Source organism: Desemzia sp. FAM 23990 (assembly GCF_045528485.1).
GTDB lineage: Bacteria > Bacillota > Bacilli > Lactobacillales > Carnobacteriaceae > Desemzia.
Map to the genome: position 1 here is coordinate 19,387 of NZ_JBGQQW010000026.1, position 21,494 is coordinate 40,880.

At 33.9% G+C, this 21,494-nt stretch carries 18 protein-coding genes; 15 read left to right on the top strand and 3 right to left on the bottom strand.

Annotated elements, in window-relative coordinates; all coding sequences use genetic code 11:
* Positions 1-2 precede the first annotated feature (2 nt).
* From ACEN4I_RS10530 to ACEN4I_RS10560, 7 genes are all read left to right on the top strand, one after another.
* Positions 3-812: an MBL fold metallo-hydrolase gene (locus ACEN4I_RS10530; RefSeq protein WP_407096340.1), complete on the top strand. Its 810-nt coding sequence runs from the start codon at positions 3-5 to the stop codon at positions 810-812.
* Between the two features lie 1,027 nt (positions 813-1,839).
* Positions 1,840-2,613: a YveK family protein gene (locus tag ACEN4I_RS10535; RefSeq protein WP_407102900.1), complete on the top strand. Its 774-nt coding sequence runs from the start codon at positions 1,840-1,842 to the stop codon at positions 2,611-2,613.
* Positions 2,606-3,310, top strand: a complete 705-nt coding sequence (locus ACEN4I_RS10540) for a CpsD/CapB family tyrosine-protein kinase (protein WP_407102899.1) — start codon at positions 2,606-2,608, stop codon at positions 3,308-3,310. Before ACEN4I_RS10535 ends, ACEN4I_RS10540 begins: the two co-directional genes overlap by 8 nt.
* 45 nt (positions 3,311-3,355) lie before the next feature.
* Entirely contained in the window at positions 3,356-4,327 is a 972-nt protein-coding gene (locus tag ACEN4I_RS10545) for a glycosyltransferase family 2 protein (protein WP_407096343.1), read from the top strand.
* 216 nt (positions 4,328-4,543) lie between these two features.
* Positions 4,544-5,716: a S1C family serine protease gene (locus ACEN4I_RS10550; protein WP_407102898.1), complete on the top strand. Its 1,173-nt coding sequence runs from the start codon at positions 4,544-4,546 to the stop codon at positions 5,714-5,716.
* Positions 5,717-6,575: 859 nt separating this feature from the next.
* Positions 6,576-7,055 (top strand): 23S rRNA (pseudouridine(1915)-N(3))-methyltransferase RlmH, encoded by a 480-nt coding sequence (rlmH, locus tag ACEN4I_RS10555; protein ID WP_407102897.1) that lies wholly within the window; start codon positions 6,576-6,578, stop codon positions 7,053-7,055.
* A gap of 94 nt (positions 7,056-7,149) precedes the next feature.
* Entirely contained in the window at positions 7,150-9,405 is a 2,256-nt protein-coding gene (locus ACEN4I_RS10560; protein WP_407127740.1) for a DUF815 domain-containing protein, read from the top strand.
* A gap of 66 nt (positions 9,406-9,471) precedes the next feature.
* On the opposite strand, the gene ACEN4I_RS10565 is transcribed toward ACEN4I_RS10560, so the two are convergent.
* Positions 9,472-10,638 (bottom strand): IS256 family transposase, encoded by a 1,167-nt coding sequence (locus ACEN4I_RS10565; protein WP_284029006.1) that lies wholly within the window; start codon positions 10,636-10,638, stop codon positions 9,472-9,474.
* Positions 10,639-10,873: 235 nt separating this feature from the next.
* Between ACEN4I_RS10565 and ACEN4I_RS10570 the strand changes: the two genes are divergently transcribed.
* The 4 genes from ACEN4I_RS10570 to ACEN4I_RS10585 all read left to right on the top strand — a co-directional run bounded on the left by ACEN4I_RS10570 (position 10,874) and on the right by ACEN4I_RS10585 (position 15,469).
* Entirely contained in the window at positions 10,874-11,623 is a 750-nt protein-coding gene (locus ACEN4I_RS10570) for a hypothetical protein (RefSeq protein ID WP_407102895.1), read from the top strand.
* Between the two features lie 226 nt (positions 11,624-11,849).
* Positions 11,850-12,743 (top strand): hypothetical protein, encoded by an 894-nt coding sequence (locus ACEN4I_RS10575; RefSeq protein WP_407102894.1) that lies wholly within the window; start codon positions 11,850-11,852, stop codon positions 12,741-12,743.
* Positions 12,744-13,049: 306 nt separating this feature from the next.
* Positions 13,050-14,363 (top strand): serine/threonine-protein kinase, encoded by a 1,314-nt coding sequence (locus tag ACEN4I_RS10580; RefSeq protein ID WP_407102893.1) that lies wholly within the window; start codon positions 13,050-13,052, stop codon positions 14,361-14,363.
* Positions 14,364-14,653: 290 nt separating this feature from the next.
* The gene (locus ACEN4I_RS10585) at positions 14,654-15,469 is read left to right on the top strand and encodes a hypothetical protein (RefSeq protein WP_407102892.1); all 816 of its coding nucleotides are present in this window, start codon (positions 14,654-14,656) and stop codon (positions 15,467-15,469) included.
* A gap of 243 nt (positions 15,470-15,712) precedes the next feature.
* Here the strand turns inward: ACEN4I_RS10585 and ACEN4I_RS10590 are convergent, their stop codons facing one another.
* A complete protein-coding gene (locus ACEN4I_RS10590; protein WP_407102891.1) occupies positions 15,713-16,093 on the bottom strand; it encodes a VOC family protein in 381 nt (126 codons plus the stop codon).
* Between the two features lie 236 nt (positions 16,094-16,329).
* Between ACEN4I_RS10590 and ACEN4I_RS10595 the strand changes: the two genes are divergently transcribed.
* From ACEN4I_RS10595 to gloB, 4 genes are all read left to right on the top strand, one after another.
* A complete protein-coding gene (locus ACEN4I_RS10595; RefSeq protein ID WP_407102890.1) occupies positions 16,330-16,998 on the top strand; it encodes a DNA alkylation repair protein in 669 nt (222 codons plus the stop codon).
* A gap of 159 nt (positions 16,999-17,157) precedes the next feature.
* A complete protein-coding gene (gene yghU, locus ACEN4I_RS10600; RefSeq protein WP_407102889.1) occupies positions 17,158-17,946 on the top strand; it encodes a glutathione-dependent disulfide-bond oxidoreductase in 789 nt (262 codons plus the stop codon).
* Between the two features lie 116 nt (positions 17,947-18,062).
* Positions 18,063-18,806 carry a type I methionyl aminopeptidase gene (gene map, locus ACEN4I_RS10605; protein WP_407102888.1) on the top strand — a complete coding sequence of 248 codons (744 nt, stop codon included), beginning with the start codon at positions 18,063-18,065 and terminating at the stop codon, positions 18,804-18,806.
* A gap of 458 nt (positions 18,807-19,264) precedes the next feature.
* Entirely contained in the window at positions 19,265-19,966 is a 702-nt protein-coding gene (gene gloB / locus ACEN4I_RS10610) for a hydroxyacylglutathione hydrolase (protein WP_407102887.1), read from the top strand.
* Between the two features lie 178 nt (positions 19,967-20,144).
* Here the strand turns inward: gloB and fabV are convergent, their stop codons facing one another.
* Complete coding sequence (gene fabV / locus ACEN4I_RS10615) at positions 20,145-21,341, bottom strand: enoyl-ACP reductase FabV (protein ID WP_407102886.1); 1,197 nt, start codon at positions 21,339-21,341, stop codon at positions 20,145-20,147.
* Positions 21,342-21,494 lie beyond the last annotated feature (153 nt).

The window sequence follows — 21,494 nt, forward strand, 5'->3', positions numbered from 1 at the left end:
AAATGGCAATGCAAACAGAAGGATTAAGAGTGAGTATTCTGGCAAGCGGAAGTTCAGGAAATATTACTTATATCGAATCCGACAAAAAGAAATTACTTGTAGATTGTGGACTTAGCGGTAAAAAAACCACTGCATTATTAAGCCAAATCAACCGTACTCCACAAGAATTAGATGGTATTTTAATTACTCATGAACATAGGGATCATGTTCATGGAGTAGGGGTTATGGCTCGGAAATATAATTTAGATATTTATGCTAATGAACAAACTTGGCAAGCAATGTCTCCTATCATTGGAAATATCAAAACAGAGCAAAAACATCTTTTTGAGATGGGCAAAACAATGACAATAGGTGATATAGATATTGAAAGCTTTGGTGTCTCACATGATGCCATAGCCCCTCAATTCTACAGTTTCCATAAAGACAATAAATCTTTCGTGATGCTGACAGATACTGGGTACGTCAGTGATCGTATGCGAGGAATCGTGTCAAATGCGGATGCGTATCTATTTGAAAGCAATCATGACTTGGATATGCTTCGTATGGGAAGATACCCATGGAGCTTGAAACAGCGCATCTTAGGCGATAAGGGTCACTTATCAAATGAAGATGGTGCTTTAGCTCTTAGTGATGTGATTGGAGACAATACTAAAAGAATCTATCTGGGTCATTTAAGCAAGGACAATAACATGAAAGAAATTGCTTATGGTACGGTGGAAAGTATTTTAAGAGAAAAAGGCAAAGGTGTCGGTGAAGCATTTCAGCTTTACGATACCGATCCAGATGAAGCTTCTTTATTGTTCTCTTTGTAATCACTTATTTAAAAAGCTTTTTGTCTTCTAATGTTAATAAAGAAATTTCCTCCGTCCTATAGGGCAGCTTATGGAAAGCCATGGGAACGCCTTGAGCCGGAAGTTTCAAGGCTATAAGCAACACCATATTCCTCCTGAAATTACTAGAAATGGTTTCTAATAGGTTTAGGGTTAAGAATAAATGATTTTCTGTTTACCAACGATAAATATTGTAGAACCATTTAAAATAGCGAGTAGTAGAGGAAGGTGGTATAGGACCATCTTCCTTTTTGGATTCTTCATCATTCTAATGTTAGTAAAGAAATTTCTTCCGGCCTAGGGATTGCTCCTGAAATTTCTAGGAATGTGTTTCCATTAGGATTAGAATTAAAAAGAAGTGCATTTTCTATTTACCAACGTCAAATATTGTAGAACCTGTTTTTGTTCGCTTTTTTGTCACAAGTATAAAAAAAAATTTTGTTCTTACTAGTTCCTATTTTCTTTTTAAAATGAACCGTGATAGACTTTGGTCAACAACTTAAGATATTTAATCATGTTTATGGGCTATTGTTTAATAACGTTCTTCCTCTAATCACACCTACCATATTCATGCCTCTTATTTTTACTCTCTAATATTTCACAGATCACTGTTATTTTCTTACACATTATTCAGGCTTGTTTGTTTGTGCTGTATTTTACCATTAGACAAATTTGTTTAATGTTCTAAATTAGTTCACCAACGGGTATCTTCAAGAATGAAGTTTTTAAAAGCTGTTCATATCATTCTCCTCAAGACTTACCAAGCACACCTCGCCCCTCTTTTAACGGAAACAAGTGCGCCGTTGGATTCTTGGAGATACTCTCTTAAAAAAACATTTTTTTAATGGTTTTACATCACCCAAAACTCTCACTACATACCCAAAGATCCTACTCCTGCAACCCTAAAGGTACACATTCACATGAAGAGAATTAAAATTCTGTTGGTACATTTTCTTTGGTGCAATTCATAGGCAAACATATAAAAGCTGATAAATTAGGAGGAACTCCAATGGACAGAATGATCACTATGGCCGAATGGATTCGTTTATTGCGGCAAAAATGGTATTGGATAGGATTATTTTTGCTGCTTGGAATAGGAAGCGCGCACATTATCACCATTTATGTCATCGAACCAGAATATAGCGCAGAAACGAATCTTTTGGTCAGTAGAGCAACAGAAACCAACCAAGCTATAGAACTGGGAGAAATCGAGACAAATATTCAAATGATCAATACTTATCGAGACATTATCCAAGATCCAGTAGTGCTAGATAAAGTACAAGAAGAATTGGGAGATAGATTTTCTGAAGAAGAGCTAAAAGACAAAATGGAAATTATCATTCAATCAGACTCGCAAATATTTGGGATCCGGGTTATGGATACAAACCCTCAACGTGCGGCCTTGATAGCAGATACGATTGCTGCAGTCTTTAAAGACAATGTAGGATCTGTCATCAATATAGACAACGTAGCTATCTTGTCCTTAGCTACAGTCCCTTCTGCTCCAGTTTCACCAAACTACTTATTCAATATGGTCATTGGTGCAGCGGCAGGAATTGCACTTAGTACAGGGCTGATTCTGTTCCGATTTGTGGCCGATACAAAAGTTCATGATGAGAATTTCGCTGCGGATCAGTTAGGATGGATTCAATTAGGAAGTATATCTACCCTGTCTAAAAAAGAATTGATCCATTCCGATCAGCTTCTTTCTTCTCAAATGAAAGGAAATAAAGATCCTGTAGAAATAAAACGTGTGACTAGAAAGGAGCCTAACCATGTTTAGACAAAAGAAAACGCAGCACAATGAAGAAGGGAACAGTTTGATTACATTGATGAAACCCAGTTCAGTTATCTCTGAGGAATTTAGAACGCTTCGAACGAATATCCAATTTTCGATGGTAGACAAAAAATTTAAGACACTGATGTTTACATCTGCAAGTCCAGGAGAAGGAAAAACGACGGTAGCTTCAAATGTTGCTGTAGTATTTGCTTCACAAGGCAAAAAAATTCTTTTAGTAGATGCAGATATGCGCAATCCTAGTGTGCACCAACTGTTCAACGTATTAAACCATAAAGGATTGACCGATTTACTGACTGATGATCAAACGAGGATACAAGACATTGTTCACCAGACAGTCATTAAGAATCTGTTCATCCTGAGTTGCGGAATCATTCCTCCAAACCCATCGGAACTATTGGCTTCTAATAGAATGGATCAATTGCTGAGACGATTAAAGGATTCTTTTGACTTGATCATCTTTGATTTGCCTCCTATCTTAGCTGTTACGGATGCCCAAGTAATGGCGAATAAAACGGACGGAACGATTTTTGTGATCCGAGATGGAGTAGCTGAAAAAAATAATTTATATAAAGCAAAAGAGTTACTGGATCACGTTCAGGCAAATGTTATTGGAGTGGTGTATAATGACAAAAAAAGATCAACAGATGCTGCATACCATTATTATGGGATTGAAAATTGAGCACAGTGATGAGCCTGCATTAATGCTTTGAAGGAGGTGGAGAAATTGATTTCTATTATCGTGCCTGTTTATAATTCTGAAAAGCATTTAGTGAGGTGTTTAAACAGTTTACGATATCAGACGTATCACCGGATAGAAATTATTTTGATCGATGATGGTTCCAGTGATTCCAGCAGAAGCATTTGCGAAAGATATTGTAAAATGGACGAACGGTTTCATTTGATCAACACGAATAAAGTAGGGATATCAGCGGCTCGTAATATAGGTGTATTGTCTTCAGAAGGCGAGTATATTGGATTTGTTCATCCTGGAGACTGGATAGATGAAGACATGTTTGAGCAGCTGATGACTATGCTGGATAAGTACCAATCAGAAGCTGTCATCTGTCGTTACACGGAAGAAATAAGAAATCAATTGATTTTTCCTCCTGGTCCAGAAGTGATCCGGCTGTTAAGTCCGGAAGAAGCGATCAATTTGATGTTATTGCAAAACCGGACAGAAAGTTTCCTATGCAATAAGCTCTTTTCAGCTAGTTTATTTAAAAGCGGAACAATGATTTTGTTTGATCAAAAATTGCACTTATATGCAGACTTGGATATTTGCTGCCAACTTTACTTTAAAAGTCAGTCAATATTGTGTGTGCCAGAATCGAAGTATCATTATATGACAGAAAATCATGTATGGAAAAAAGAGTTTTATGACAATTACTTTTCCGGATTAGCGGCTTTACTAAAAATAATGGATCGATTAAAAATACACTCTACTCAGTTATTATGGCGGATCAAAGAAATGTATATGCGTTTGAATCTGTATTTGCTTCTGGTTGGATACAAATATAAACCAAATGGAAAAAAACAGCTCAAAGAATTGAAGCATAACTTGTATCGTTTTAAACTGTCCGAATTAAAAGATGCTTCTCTCAAGCGAAACATCCTAATGTTACGCATCAGCATTCCTATAAGTTATTCAGTTTTTGGTTATTCGATATTATACAAACACCTTGAAATAAATTCATAGTTTAAAAAAGGATGGACCTCTCTTAAAATAGAGGTTCATTTTTGTCTATTGGATCAAGTAAGCGTTGAATTGGAGAGCTAATTTTCATGGAATTTTCTTTTTTATGATAGAATAAAGAATAAGAAGTGTTGTTTTATCTCAAAGGATTCATATAAAATTCAAAACTCATTTGTAGAATAGAGTTACAAACAAATTATATTAAGAGGTGAATGAGCGGTGAAAGATACATTAAAAAAGAGTTTGGTATTCGGTTTAACTGCTGTGGCACTTGCAGGTTGTCAAGCGACTTCTGATGAAGGAGCTAGTTCAGATGCTGCATCTACTCAAACAGATGGAGAAACCACACAAATGCGCGTAGAAGTTACTTCAGAAATCACAGATGCTGTGGCAAAAGTAGAAGATTCGGTTGTTTCAGTTATCAATATGCAACAACAAAATACAGAAGGATTTGGTGGAGTTTTCGGTGCAAGCGAAGAGTCATCCATCGAAGACAGCGAGTTGCAAACTGCTGGAGAAGGTAGTGGCGTCATTTACAAAACTGATGGGGATTCCTCATACATTGTTACCAACAACCACGTTATCGAAGGATCAGATGCTATTGAAGTATTGTTAAAAGATGGTACTAAAGTAGAAGCTGAATTGGTGGGATCAGATTCTTGGACAGATTTGGCTGTTTTGAAAATCTCTTCTGAAAATGTAACGACGGTTGCTGAGTTCGGCGATTCTGATGTGTTGACGGTTGGAGAGCCGGCATTAGCTATTGGATCTCCGTTAGGCACCAACTATGCTTCTTCTGTTACTTCAGGTATCATCTCAGCTAAAAACAGAAGTGTTCCAGTGGATATTGATGCTAACGGAGAAGTAGATTGGGAAATGACAGCTATTCAAACCGATGCAGCGATCAATCCCGGTAACTCTGGTGGGGCATTAGTGAATATTGCGGGACAAGTCATTGGGATCAATTCAATGAAAATTTCATCAGATACTGTAGAAGGTATGGGATTCGCTATTCCAAGTAACGATGTAGTAGATATCATTGCTGAATTGGAAGCCAATGGTGAAGTGGTTCGTCCGGTACTCGGAATCAGCTTATTGGATCTAAGCCAAATTTCAGAACAACAACAAACAACTGTATTGCAATTGCCTGATGATATCAATTCAGGGGTAGTGGTAGCTCAAGTTCAGTCAGGATCCTCAGCTGAACAAGGCGGTATGGAACAATACGATGTTATTGTAGGATTTAATGGAGAAGAGATCACCGACACCATTGAATTACGACAAGCTATCTATGGTACAGAAGTAGGCCAAGAAGTAGAAATAGAAGTCTACCGAGGCGGAGAACTGATGACCGTAAACGTTGTAATGACCTCATCTGACGACGTAATGTAGAGCGCGAAGAAAACCGCTTAGTAGAGAGATTGGAGCAAACCGTTTAGACTTCCGTGAGTTTCACTTTTATCTTTTAGTTGGGTGGTTTTTCCCAACAAAAAGATAAAATGAAACTACAGGAAGTCTGGTTTGTGCAACTCGTTTAAGAGCAGCGCGTCTAAAACAGCGCAAGCCAAACCAGATAAAAACAAAATACTATCAAAACAGGGCCATCTATTTTATAACGTTGGTAAAGAAATTCCTTCCGGAAACGGGGTTGCTGGGTGAGAGCCATGGGAACGCGTGGAGCCTAAAGTCTCCACGCTTGCAAGCTTCAAACAAAGCATAAGCGCTGAAGCGCCAACGCTTTGTAATTCACATTGCATCCTTTACATGGCTACCAGCAACCCCGTTTCCTCCAGGAATTTCTAGAAGTTAGTATTTAAGCAGCTTAGACGTTCTACCATGGCTGTATAATGAAGAACCCAAAATAGGAGCTGGACACAAGTCCAGCTCCTATTTTTTTTGCTGTCGAAAACAATTAATCTTGGGATAAACTAAAAGTAAAGGTCGCTTTTTGTGGATAACTTTTGTAAAATAAAGGAAAACCTTAAATTAACGGGCGAAAAAAGTTATCCACAAAGTTGTTAACAACTGTGCATAACTGAATATAAAAAATGAAAAACAAGCTCAAAAGCTTTTGAATTTAAGGTTTCCAGGGAATGGTTTCCAAATTGAAACGTGTGGACAATTTTTATAAAAAAAGTTATCCACAAACTATATTTTGTAGTGAACATATATTCGCATACTAAATGTTGATTCGAAATTGTGGATATGTGGATAACTACTGTGGATAACATGTGATTAGAGGGGGATAACTGTGAATATCAAAATTATAACAGTGGGAAAATTAAAAGAAAAGTACTTGAAAATGGGAATTGCAGAATATGCTAAAAGATTAGGACCATTTTGCAAATTAGAATTAATTGAAGTGGCAGATGAAAAAGCGCCTGAGAAATTGAGTGAATTAGAAATGATTCAGGTAAAAGATAAAGAAGGCGAGCGTATCCTTGCCAAAGTTCCTGATCAAGCACATGTATTTGCTTTAGCTATTGAAGGAAAACAGCGTACCTCAGAAGAATTTGCCCAAGAGATCAATCAATTAGGGATTCAAGGAAAGAGTAACCTAGTGTTTATTATTGGTGGTTCTTTAGGATTAAGCAAAGCTGTAATGGATCGCAGCAATACCAAAATATCATTTGGTAAAATGACATTGCCACATCAATTGATGCGCCTCGTTTTAATTGAACAAATTTATCGTGGATTTAAGATCAATCGGAATGAACCGTACCACAAGTAAATGAGGTTTTTTTGAAAAGGTGGAAGTAAAAATATTTAATTTTGGCAGTAAACTTTAAAGAGGATTTACCTTAGTTAGAAAGGAGGCTATTATAATGTTTGATTATAATTTATTAGATGACTTGGAATTTGAATCGTTGTGTAGAGATATAATGTCTATAAAACTGGGAAAAGAATTATATCAATTTCCACGAGGAAGAGATGGCGGTATTGATATTAGCGATGATGAGAGTAACCCTAAAATTATCATTCAAGTAAAACATTATGCAAAAAGCACGGTGAGTAATTTAATGAGTTCACTAAGAGAAGAAAAGGATAAGATTCAAAATTTGAAGCCTGAAAATTACTACCTGTTTACAAGTATAGGCTTAACACGCAAGAAAAGAATAGAGATTATCGAAATGTTCTCACCTTATATGAAAGATTTAGAAAATATAGTAACCAAAGATGAAATCGATATCTTTTTGAACGATTCATTAAATAGAGGGATTTTAAATAAACATCATAGACTGTGGATTCAATCAGTAAATATATTATCCGAATTTCAAAGTAAAGCAGTAAACATGGATAGTTATGCCTTATTGAGTGATATTGACGCAAGAAAAAAATATTATGTTAAAACCCAATCCTACGAAAAAGCATTAAAAAAGATTGGAGATAATAATATTTTACTCCTTTTAGGAAATCCTGGTACTGGTAAAACAACGATTTGTGAGATGATAGTTTTAGAATATTTAAAAAATGGTTACCAAGTTATATACGCTTCAACTAATGACTTAAAAAGTGTAAAAGAATCAATTATACAGTCAAGCAAAAATAAACAAATAATACTTCTTGATGACTTTTTAGGTCAACATTATTTAAAGGTTAAGGATACAAAGTCTTCTGAATTAAAAATGCTTATATCTTTTATAAAAACATTGGAAAATACCAAGCTCGTGTTAAATAGTAGAGTAACAATTTTAAATGAAGCTGTGCAAAAAGATAACAAATTTAGAGAGTTATATGAGAATTATTCAGACTATGTTTTTAGGATTGACATGGATAGTGTTTATGAAAATGAAAAGAATAGAATTTTTAAAAATCATTTAGTTTATAATGAAATTCCTGCTAATTATCTGGAATATTTAAAGGCAGATAATCGGTTTTTAGATGTTATTAATCATGTGAATTTTAATCCACGCATAATAGAGTATGTTACAAATAAAAGAAAGACCATAGGGAAGACTGAAGAGTCATATTATAATTTTATATTGAGTAAGCTAGATGACCCTAAAGATGTTTGGAGAGATGAGTTTGAGAATAGAATTGAACCAATAGATAGAATTTTTATATATATTTTATACTCAATTTCAGAAGGAAAAACGACTAACGAAAATTTAAAGCTAGCATTTGAAAAAAGAATATCGGACGAAAAATTTATAGATATGACAATTAATAATTATGAAAGAACATTAAAAAGACTGTCTAACTCGTTAATCAAAATTACAGAGGGATATAATGAGTTAGAAATATCAATTATCAATCCATCTTTAAGTGAATATGTATATAAAATATTACAAGAAAATTCTGAAGAACAAAGGAAAATTTTAAAAAATGCTTACTTTTACGATCAGATTCCTCAAACAGTGACCCATAAGCTATTAGAAAGTGATAGGGTGAGAAAATTATCTGAAGTGAATATTTTATGTTACCCAACATCATCTAAATCTAAAGATATTTATAGTATTTTCTTGAATGAAATTATTACTTATCGAGTTAGAGATTATAGTTTATCAGAAAAAATTAAAATATCTCTAGATAATATAAGTAAAGAGTACTGTATTAATAGTTCTGATAATATGTCCGAGATATTAAAAACATTGATTACCGATGATTACTTTGGAATATATGATGTTTTAAATATTTTAGCTAAGACTAACAACTTAGAAAATATTTTAACCTATATAAGTAGTAGAGATTATCTAATATATTTATTTAATAAATGCTATTTTAAAAATAAACATCTGACAAATGAATGCGTCACAATATTTAGAGAACGTTTTAATCAACTTATAACACCCATCTTAATGTTATTCTTTAGATTTGAAACATTTGGAATAGATTTCGATAAAGAATTAAGCTTCTACAGTCACAGTAAAGTAGGGATTAAAGAAAAGTTAGAATTACAAAATGAATTAGTAGATAATTTGTATGATAAAGCCAAATATATTTTAACTGATAGAATTATAATGGAATATATGGATGCTAGGTTTGAAATCGAACTACAAGAACTTGAGCAATTAATTAATACAATTTTTAATAAGGAAGATATAGCATTTGCTGTAAAGAACTACTTTGAAGGTGAATGATTTTCGAGTCAAGTCCATAAAATTGTGTAAAATACAGTACACTGTTTTAAAGCTTTAACCTATAGGTTAAAATTGAATATATTTTCTGGTAGAGCTTAGCCAGTCTTCGTGACGGTCAATAAGAACTGCACCGATTAAACGATTGGCAGAGGCGTGATTCGGAAAGATCCGGATAACTTTTTCTCTGCGTCTGACTTCTTCATTTAACCGTTCAAGAAGATTCGTGCTTTTTAATCTCGATTGACCTTTACCGACAACGGCGTATTGAAAGGCATCTTCGAATCCTTCATCTAGTTTTTCACAGGCTTTATGGTATTTTGATTGTTCGCTATAGGCACTTACTATAGTATTTTTAGCCTTGCGAGCCGTTTCAATATCCGTAAATTTGAAGAGTGCTTTGACTTCTTCTCTGAAAGGTTTTGAATCTTTCTTAGGGATACAATTGAGGATATTACGCATAAAGTGAACCTGGCATCGTTGCCATGAAGCGTTTGTAAATGACTTCTTGATTGCTTTGACTAAGCCTTTGTGGGCATCGGAAATGACCATTTCCACTTCACTTAACCCTCTGGTTTTGAGGTAGTCGAAGAAGAGAGACCAAGTTTCGTCACTTTCTTCATCTTGAATCATAAAGCCAATAATCTCACGCTCTCCATCTTCTGATATGCCAATCGCTATATGGCAGCTTTTAGATACGACACGATGATTCTCTCTGATTTTGATGTAGATAACATCTGTCATAACATAAGGGAAAGACCTGTCTGATAGAGAACGATTTTGCCATTCAGAGACCATAGGGTCTAACTGGGCAGTTAAACTGGAGACAAAGGATTTAGAGACTGATTTACCGCATAGTTCTTCAACGATTTGAGAGACTTTACGTGTAGAGACACCAGAAATATACATCTCTAACATAGAGGCTAACAAAGCCTTCTCATTGCGTTGATACCGCTCAAATACAGTCGGTGCAAATTCACCGTCGCGTGTTCGGGGAACTTTCAACTCAAGAGAGCCAATACGAGTCGTTAATTCTCTTTCATAATAGCCGTTGCGTTGGCTTCTTCGATCGTCTGATCGTTCATAGTTTGTGGCTTGAATATAATCTGTTCGCTGCTCGTCCATCAACTGATTAAATACAGTTTGTAAAATTTGTTTAGCCGCATTATCTTTGACCGACTGGTCAATTAAACTTTGAATATCTTCTGTTTCCAGTGTAAAATGTACTTGGGTCATATGATTGCCTCCTGGGTATGTTTTTAGTGGTTAAAAACATTGTACCGTAAAGAGGCGTTCATATGGCCTTTTTGCTTTTACACAATTATATGGACTTTATCAAAATATTAAATATACTATGAAATATCGGGAGGAATTCATTTAATTTAAATACTCCTGTATATATTTAATTCTATTTATTAAAATAGATTAATGCTTGAGTAATTGTAAGAAATAGATCTGGAGAGTGAGGATTTTGAATAAAATGGCAACAGACAGTTTTATAAAAGTAATGACTTTGAATGTTAATGGTTTTAGAGGAATCGATAATAAAATTATATCTGATGAAATTCGTTTAAATCATATGAAATTAATAAGGCAGTTAATTGCTAAAGTTTTAGTTAATAAAAATGATATTATCATATTGCAAGAAATACCACATAAAATTATGGGAAGTAAACGAGGGCATTGGTTTACAAATCCACTATATAATAAATTTAAAGAAATTTTTCAGGAGTATAAAATACTACAACCGAAATATTTAATAAATTCTATACAGTGTACAGTAGCAATATGTGGAAAAAACAGTTTGTGGGAACAGCTTAGAGAAGATCTACTACAATATGACTCAAGTCATTCTTATGGAAATAAGTTTGTTGAACTCCAATGCGGTGGTATTAACTTATTAGGAGTTCATATGCCCCCAGAAGAGGAAATGTGGAATCAATTGATGCAAACATTGAAGGATGCACCATATACATTTATTGTAGGTGATTTTAATGCTTATGAAAAAAGAGGTGAAATGTCTGATAAGCCTAAAAGCATAATAGATTGCGGATATAATTATCTAATAGCAAATAATATAATTACTTGCTATTCATATCAATCATCAATAGATAATATATATATGAATTTTAATTTTACGATAGATAAATATATTGAAGTTAAAGTTGTTAATACTAATTTATCAGACCATGCTTTATGTATTTTAGAGTATGGTTATTAATTACTATTTTAAGATTGAAGTAGGAGTACATTCTAGTTGTTTTATAGGAAATACCATAAAATATGAATTTCAAATAGTCACTTATGATGATTATAGGTATACTATAACAAACAGTGGACCAATTAATTCATAGTGATGAGTTAGATTTAACTACGTAAGGTTTAGAAAAGGATTAATAAATTCAAAATAAGTAATTAATGATATACCAAAGGGAGAGTAATCATATATGAAAAGTTTTGGAGAATTGGAAAAAAGCGATTTAGAAAGTGATTTTGAAGGTGCTATATTTAAGAGCTTCGACTATGAAGAGATGCATGAATATAAATTATTCAATATAGAAGGTTCGAAGTTAGATTTAGTGAAAGAATACATTAACAGGATTAATAAAGATGAAGAGTATTTTTTATACTATCGAGGAGATTCATTTAAGAGATTCGGTGAAAGTTGTGATGACATAGTAAATTGTTCGCTTAATAAATTTTTTATAGTTGGCTTTAAAGGTATTGATTTTTATAAAAATGAGAGAGCAGAAGGTTACTATGATCCTTTTGATGTTGATAAGTCTGAATACATAAAAAAATTAACTAACGCAGTAAGAGATAAGTTTCCAAATTTCTCCGAAGATAAGTTGGAAAAATATTCTGATACTAAATTAGAAGTTCTTTATTCATTGATTCATAATGTAGGGAAAGAAAAAATGCCAGAAGAAAAGGAAAATTCGCCGCTTATATCTGTCACAGTAGGTGATAATAATTATGAAGTCGCAAAAGGTTTTTGTGGTATAGATGAACATGGATATGGTTTTATTATTTTAGGTTTCGAAAAGTTTGGAAAATATTCTATTGATTCTGAAATACTTAAAGAATTTAATCTTCAAAATGGAGATTTATTTGAAGATGAAAAAGAAATATTAATTAAAAATGCATTATGGCCTTCCAATATTATAGGAATTTTTATTGTAAAAAGTAATGAAAAAATTTTTATTATAAATCCATGGCTCTTACTTAAATTTAAGACTAGTACACAAAGAGAATCATATTTAATTAATATTAATCAAGAGAATTTTACTAAGCTAAGAAAGGGTTTGAGTTATAGTCAGTATAGTGCTCGACCTTACTAGTTAATAAGGTACTTCAAATAAATATCTAAGTATGTAGGTATTACACTTGAGTTAAATAAATAAAAAATCTTATGAAATTGTGTTTTAAAAAAAGTTTTAAAAAAAGATACAAAGAATCAAAATACAATTAAATAAATTTTATATTATTTACTATGTACTAGAAAAACTGGTGGAATATACTATGTTTTAATAGTTTAATAAATACCAAACTTGTTTTTAATAGGTGCTAGATTAGTAATTGAATACTATTGATATACAAAGGTTTAAGGATATATGAACATTGAAAATTAAGTAAGGAGAGATTAAATGAAATATACTATCAAAGATACTCCATATATTGTAACTACAGAAGAACAACCAAGTTATCATGGTGGTGTAGGTAAAATTTATGATTGCACTCTTCAGGATGTTGATGGGAATATTATCCAGAGTAACTTAGTTCTTAAAAAGATTGGTAATGAAGAAGACTTTAAGCAATATCATAGATTTGATAGAGAAATGAGGTATATTCAAAATTTAAATCATAAAAATATATTGAAACCAGTATATTGTGATTTTGATGAATTTTTCATTATTATGGATAAATATCCTCATAATTTAGAAGAATATATACGAGACCAAGATCTTGTTTTAGAGCAAATTATTGATATATTTTCACAAATATTAGATGCAGTTAAATTCTATATTTCAGAAGGTTATCTTCATAGAGATTTAAAACCACAAAATATCTTATTAGATTTCGAAGGTGATATTAAAATTACAGATTTTGGGATATCGTCTAAGTCATTTAGAGAAGATACTATGAATTTAACAGTAGGTGGTGGTGGAGGTACATATTATTTTTGTGCTCCTGAACAATGGTCAGATTTAAAAAATGCTGATGAAAAATCGGAAATATTTAGTTTGGGAAGAATTTTATATGTGCTTAGTACTAAAGATTTTAATTATTATGAAATGACAAAATTAAATGAAATAAGTCCTCAAATGAGAAGTATTATAAAAAAAGCTACTGAATTTAAACCTGAAAAACGATATCAAACAATAATTGAATTTACAAATGAGTTTTATTTACTTAAGGAACCTGTCCAAAGTTTTAATGTTAAAGATTATAAATTAGATAATATTATTCAATTGATTTCAGAAAAAGATTTAAGTCTTAATAATGTTGAGGTTGAGTTAGATTTTATAACAAATCCTGATTATGAAGAAAAAGTAGATCTAATGATAAAACTTGATATAGATACCCATAAGAATATATGGGAAGAAAAAAACGCTTTTTATACAGAATTTATAAGTAACGTTTGTGATGATATTGAAACTAGAGAATACCCGTTTAGTTATGTTGACTCTATTGTTTCATCGACAACTTCATTATTAAGTGGTTTAAGTGAAGTTTTAGATATTGAGTTACAATTGCGGATAATTAAAGCAAGTGCAAGAGTAGCTGTTAGGCATAATAGATTTTTGGCAATGAAGTATGTTGGCCAATATATTTCTGAAATAGATGATCCATTTCTAAAAAAAACATTGCATGATGAAGAAGAAATTCGCTTCAAAGAAGATTTAGGAGTAGTTTCAGCTTATAAAGATAGTAATGTATTGCAAGAAATCATACTCTAATTACTATTTCAGAAAATCAAAAGATAGATACCATAAAAAAGTGGTAAGTTATATATTAACTAAACAAGAAGAGAAGCCATCTTCAAACGAGGACTCATAAAAAATATAAGAAAAGGAATCAATCAAAAGAAAAGACTATTAACTCAAAATGAAAAGTAATATAAAAAACCTCACTTTGTGTAGATGCGGAGAACCGTACCATAAGTAGGTGAGGTTTTTACGAGAATGACAGTATATTTAAAAGCTACCTTGAAAGTGAAAAAATACAACATGTTTTAAGGAGGGAAACCTTGTATACGTTAAACAACTTAAGGAAGAAGTTAGTTACTCAGAAAATAACTGAAGAAGAATATGAATTATTGAAAGATTTTAATGAATATTTCCAAAAGTATGCAAATATTTATGATTGTTGCTTCAATGTAATGAAGTCTTTAGAGGAGCTTAATACATTTAATGAAGGTGCTAAGTACGATGATAAAATTGCTTTAAATATACTATATGCTGAATATAAATATCTTATATATAAATACATTTTATTTACTAGACAGTTAGTCGACAATATGAAATCTTTTGGTGCCCAAATTAAGAATGAGAATGTACAAACGATAATAAAAGAATATGAAAAAAAGGACGAGAGTCAATTCTTGAAAGTATTGAGAGATTTTGGGCAACATTTTTCATTGCCAATAACTAATTTCTCAAAAAAAATTGATGGTGTTAGCGGTGAAATAACATGTGAGTTGATAATTGAAAAGAATCATCTTAAAAAAAATAAAGGAAAGAACTATAAAAACGATAAATATATTAGCAGTATAGAGCTAGAGGAAATTAATGTATTAAACTATTTACCTGAATGGGAGAAAAACATTTTAGACTTGTTTAGTATAGTCACTAAAGAATTTTGTCTTTCAATTGATAAGAATATCACTAAAATATTAAGAGATTACTTTCAACCGTACAAGGATGGAGATTACTTCTTTTCTCCTGATTCAATTAGTTTGGGCGAAGATGTAGGGGGATCGTTCTATTCAAAAGAAACATTCTATTTTGATGAAAATGCTATGACGATAATGGTTTCAATAATTAATACTATTGATAATCAGTAAAAAGGTCTATTACGTGAGTGAATCTATGTAGCATGATATATTTTTAATCAAAAAGATATGTGAAACAACTCTACGTTGATTAAAAACCGCAGAAACAAACGATACGAAGAACCCTATCATAAGTAAATGAGGTTTTTAAAAGTAATGAATGAAAGAGATATTGTGAGTAATAATAAGAAGGAATTAAAAAATGTAAGCATATTGGGAACAACCAACATGCTTACATTTAAAAGAGTCAAAAAATTATTTTGCGCGCTTTACTTCAATTCGATAGCCATCAGGGTCCGTCACAAAGAAATAGGTGGGTGTGCCGCCTGAAAGTCCTCTTAAATCGCCTGTTTTGTAAGCAGAAGCGTTACAAACTCCATGCATTTTTTCTAAATCATCTACAGTAACACCTAAATGACTGAAGCCATCTCCTACATTGTAAGGTTCAGCGTCGTAATTGTAAGTAAGTTCAATTTGCACAGAAGAACCGGGAGAATTCAAATAAACTAAATCAAATTTATTTTCAGGGAATTCTCTGCGGCTGGCAATTTCAAAATCGAACAGATTAGTATAAAAGTCTAAAGTAGCTTCAAGATCTCTGACACGCAGGCAAATTTCAACAAGTTGTTGGCTCATAATAATATCATCCTCCAATAGTTTCTTGTTTTTATTCTAGCATGAATAGGTCATATAGGCACGCCTATGTTAGGTGATATATTGCTTTCTAATAGAAAAACAGGCAAAAAGCGTAAAGTTTAATCTGTTAGTACGAGGAATTATTGATAAATCTTAAACTTTTCGCTAATAGATTATTTATTTTAAGTGTGAAGTACATAATAGGAATTAATTATTTTATACAGGAGGTAAATGAAATGACTGAAGATAAACGAACAAAAATAAAACGCACTTCAAAAGCAGAAAATATTCTCCTTAAGATAAATAGTAAAACTAAGCTAGGCGATTTAAGGAAGATTGCGAAGGAAATAAAAAAAGACCACGAACTAGCTATGGAATTATGGTCAACTGAAGAGTTTCTGCCCAGATTATTAGCAATTTTAATTATGGATAAAAAACTTCTCTCAGAAGATGATATAAATAAGCTGACTAAGGATATGCAGACTCATAATTACGATGAGCGAAATAACTTGATGGATTGGTTAATGGCTAATCAGCTTACCAAAGATAAAAAGAAAATTGCATTGATGGAGTCATGGGAAAAAAGCCCTTTTGCTCTTCAAAGACGAACTTACTGGTATTACCAAGGACGTTTGAGATGGACGGGCAAAACACCGCCTGATAACACTGAAGACTTGTTAACTGCATTAGAAGCGAATATTGCGCAGGAAGAACCAGAAGTGCAATGGGCAATGAATTTCACTGCAGGCTGGATAGGCGTTTATGATGAAAAATATCGCGTTCGTTGTATTAAATTAGGTGAGAAGATTGGTCTTTATAAGGATGAAAAAGTAGCAAAAGGATGTACTCCCAACTATTTACCAGAGTTTATTGCCATTGAATTTAACAAACGACAGAATAAGTAGTTTGCTCTAAGCACTATGGCAGCTAGTTAGTTAAATAGGTAAGAGAGGAACGTACATGATGAAATTGTATGAAAATCTAATTATCGTTCTTTTCATTGAGTATATGGATGCATGAGTAGTATGATGGAGTTACGAATAAACATTATAAGGAGTGGTATGATGACGGAATATAAATTACCAAAAGTGTGGCAGTGGGAAGAAGAAAATCCGAAAAAAGGGGGCAATCGTCCAACGGCTGGCAGTCGCTTCGAACAGAAATTACCAGTTGGAGAGGCTCCGTTCCAACTTTATTCATTGGGAACACCGAATGGTATTAAAGTCACGATCATGTTCGAAGAGTTAAAAGAATTAGGTGTAGAGGGTATAGACTATGACGTGTACACTATTAATATTGGAGAAGGCGACCAATTTGGTTCAGATTTCGTTGAGATTAATCCGAATTCTAAGATTCCAGCTCTAGTAGATCAAAGTCAAAAACCTCGTGTGGATATTTTTGAATCAGGCTCCATTCTTCTTTATTTGGCCGAGAAATTTAATGAACTGATTCCGAAAGATATTCATGGTCGGACTGAAACCCTAAATTGGTTATTCTGGCAAATTGGAGCAGGTCCGTATGTTGGGGGAGGATTTGGTCACTTTTTCGCTTATGCTCCCGAGCCTATGGAATATCCGATCGATCGCTTTACGATGGAAACGAAACGTCAATTGGATTTGCTCGACAAAACCTTAGCACAGCGCTCTTATATAGCGGGAGACACGTATACGATCGCAGATATTGCCATCTGGTCTTGGTACGGTCGTTTAGCTTTAGGAGAATTATATGAAGGCTCGTATGAATTTTTAAATCTGGATGAGTACACTCATCTTTTGGAATGGTCTCACCGCATTGCAGAACGACCAGGTGTCCAAAGAGGTCTGGCAGTGGAATATCAACCGATTGGGGAGTAGTTCATAAAAACGAGGTAGTGAAGTTTTTCTTTTCATAGCTTGAGGAAAGTCTTATTTAGATATATCACGAACTAAGAAGGATAGGTATAAAATTACATTTAAAAAGAGGACGTATAATGATTGCAAAAAGTGAAGAGGACTTTAATGGACTAAAAGAAATTGGCCGTATTTGCGGATCCATCAGAAATAAATTAGTCGAGTGTACTAAGCCCGGAATGACTACAAAAGAGCTTGATGAAATGGCAGAAAAGAGTTTTGAAGAAGCTGGGGCTTTGTCCGCACCTAAAGAAACATATAATTTTCCAGGGTATGTGTGCATAAGTGTAAATGAGGAAGTAGCGCACGGAATTCCAGGAGGTCGGGTTATCCAAGAAGGTGATCTTGTAAATATTGATGTATCAGCTTCTAAAAATGGGTATTTCGCAGACACCGGGATTTCTTTTGTGGTTGGTCAGGGAGAGACAAGTAAAGAAAAAGTATGCGAGGTTGCTAAAGAAGCCTTCTACGCAGGTCTTAAAAAAGCAAAACCAGGATCTAAAAAAAGCGCCCTTGGAAAAGCAGTACACAATGTAGCAAAACGACATGGTTTGACTGTTATTAAAGATCTTACTGGACACGGCATTGGACGTTCCATTCATGAAGCACCAGACCATATCTTTAATTATTTTTCTCGTTGGGATGATGAGCTCTTAAAAGAGGGTATGGTGATTGCTTTTGAGCCGTTTATTTCTACTCTGGAAGAGGAAGTATTCGAATCCGAAGAAGATGAGTGGACACTACTCACTCAGAAAAGCTTAGTGGCTCAATACGAACATACCATTATTCTTACGCAAGAAGGACCGATCATCACTACTTTGTGAGAGTAGCAGGAATAAATTGGCTCTTCATCTTCTAACGTTGATAAAGAAATTTCCTCCGGACTATGGGATTGCTTATGGAACGCCATGGGAACGCCTTGAGCCGAAAACCGCGTCTCAAGACTTGCAAGCGTCAAACCCCGAGTAAAAGCTGAAGCTTAACTCGGGATAATTCTCATTGCATCCTTTTCATGGTTATAAGCAACCCCATAGTCCTCCAGAAATTTCTAAAACTGAGTTTCTAATAGAGTTAGAGTTAAAAAGAAGTGTATTTTCTACTCACCAACGTTAAATGTTGTAGAACCAATAAATGGGGTTTTGCTCAAACAGCAAACACCATTAAATAGGTCCAGACTATAAAAATAGAACTTCTTTATTTTTAGAAGTTCTATTTTTATAGTCGATAGGCGGTATAACTGAATTTTTTGTTTAGGAAAAAATCAAACTAAGGGGGAAAAGCAATGGATGTTAAACCTATCAAAGCTCTTTCTGACAATTATATTTGGGTCATTAAAGAAGGCACCGAAGCAGTAGTGATCGATCCCGGAGAAGCTGAAGGCGTCATAGATTACTTGGAGGAACAACAGCTGGATTTAATCGCTATTCTTTTGACTCATAATCACGATGACCATATTGGCGGGGTGAAAGAAATCTTAGCGAAACACCCCGGTACTCCTGTATATGGACCGAAAGAAACGGAACCTTTAGCTGATTCTATTGTTCAAGAGGGAGTCTCTTTCAAGTTGCTGGGCCAAAATATTCAAGTTTTCAAAACTGGTGGTCATACTGCTGGACACATCAGCTTTTTAATGGGAATGAGTCTCTTTTGTGGAGATGCTTTATTTTCAGCTGGCTGTGGTCGAGTCTTTACAGGAGATTATCAAGCTCAATATGGTGCTTTGCAGACATTCAAGCGTTTAGACGATAAAGTACAAGTCTATGCGGCACATGAATATACACAAACCAATTTGAACTTTGCTCATTCTGTGCAGCCGTCTAATGAGGTGATTTCTGAAGCCTTGGGCCACGTCAATCATTTGCGCGCACAAGGAGTGCCGACACTACCGTCAACCATCGGTCGGGAGAAAGAAATCAATCTGTTTATTCAGGCAGAAACGCTGGAAGATTTTATAGACTTGCGTAAAGCACGTGACGAATTCTAAAAAATTTTTCGAATCTAAACTAAGGAACCAAAACTCATTGATGTATTTACAGTGAATCTTCTTATAAGTGATAGCAAAGAGCGAATCCAACATCAAATTCTAGATTCATCTACATTGAAAACCCCCAAGCATTTTTCTGCTTAGGGGTTTTTGTTCTTATCGATATGGTCAAAATAACTTAATAGTTTAACGCTTTTAAATCTTCTATAGTCACTTCTTGCTCAGTATAGCCATCTACCATAAATCCGCTTAAATTTGAGAACTCTTTAAACAGGATGTCATAAGCGGCTATTTCAGAATTGAAATTATCTTCATTTAATTTTGAAATAAGTTCTTTCGTTTGGGCTTGAGTGTCGCTGTCCAGTTCCCAACTGTCAGGTCTAAGTCGTCCCATTTCATCATATTCAGACTTTTCACCGTAAATCATTTCGCGATAAATGCGGTCTTGATGCATAATGGGTGTTTCGTGAGTTCCTTTGTCTGACATGACTTTGTATAGAGCGATGCAATAAACAGGGAAAAAAGGAATCACTGAACTGGCTTTAGTTGTAACTGCAGTAGCAACCACAATTTCGGCTTTTCCGTTAATATCAGCCAGCAATTCATTAATGTTCTCCGCCTTTTCATCACAATCCGCTTTAGCAAGACCAAGAGTACCTCCACCGTAATAAGGACGATTCAACTCTGTTCCTAAATAAGAATAATTAGTTGTCAGCACTCCATCAGCCAATACACCTGCTGCTTTTAGGGCTTCCATCCATAATTGCCAGTCTTCGCCACCCATGACTTTGACTGTACCTGCGATTTCTTCATCAGTTGCAGGATCCAGAGTCTCAGTATAGAAAGAGTGGTTTTGCATATTAATATTCGGACCAACTACTGGCTCGCTAAGAGCTTTAATGGAGGAAGTATAGGTTTCTCCAGTATCAGGATCTGTTCTTCTGCCGCTTGCCAGACTGTAAACGACTAGGTCGACTTTACCGCCAAATTCATTTTTTATATAATCGATGATCTCTTGTTTGCTCTCATGGCTAAAGGCGTCTTGTACAAAGTTTTTGGCGACTAAGCCTTCTTTTTCAGCTGCTTCTCGAAAAGCGATATTGTTGTACCAACCAGCTGTTCCTAGATTCTTTTCGTTTTTTGGTCCCTTTTCAAAAGAAACACCAATGGTATCTGCTCTTGCACCGAAAGCTAGGCTGATGCGGGTAGCTAAACCATAGCTTGATGAAGCACCAATGATCAATACTTTTTTCGGTCCTTCATAAGTCCCTTTGCTTTTCACATAGTCAATTTGATTCAGTACTTCTTGTTTGCATCCAAGTGGGTTTACGCCTAGGGCTACATTTCCCCGGATATTTTGTTTGAATTCCAACATGATTTATTTTCCTCCCTTAAACTGTCATAGGAATATCATATCAGAAAAAGGTTCTCAAGAATAAATAATCTAACAAAACTTCAAGTTTAAGTTAGTCCTTAGTTTTATCGACTGGCAGATAAATTAAAAAAATAGTTCATTCAAGTAAAGGAA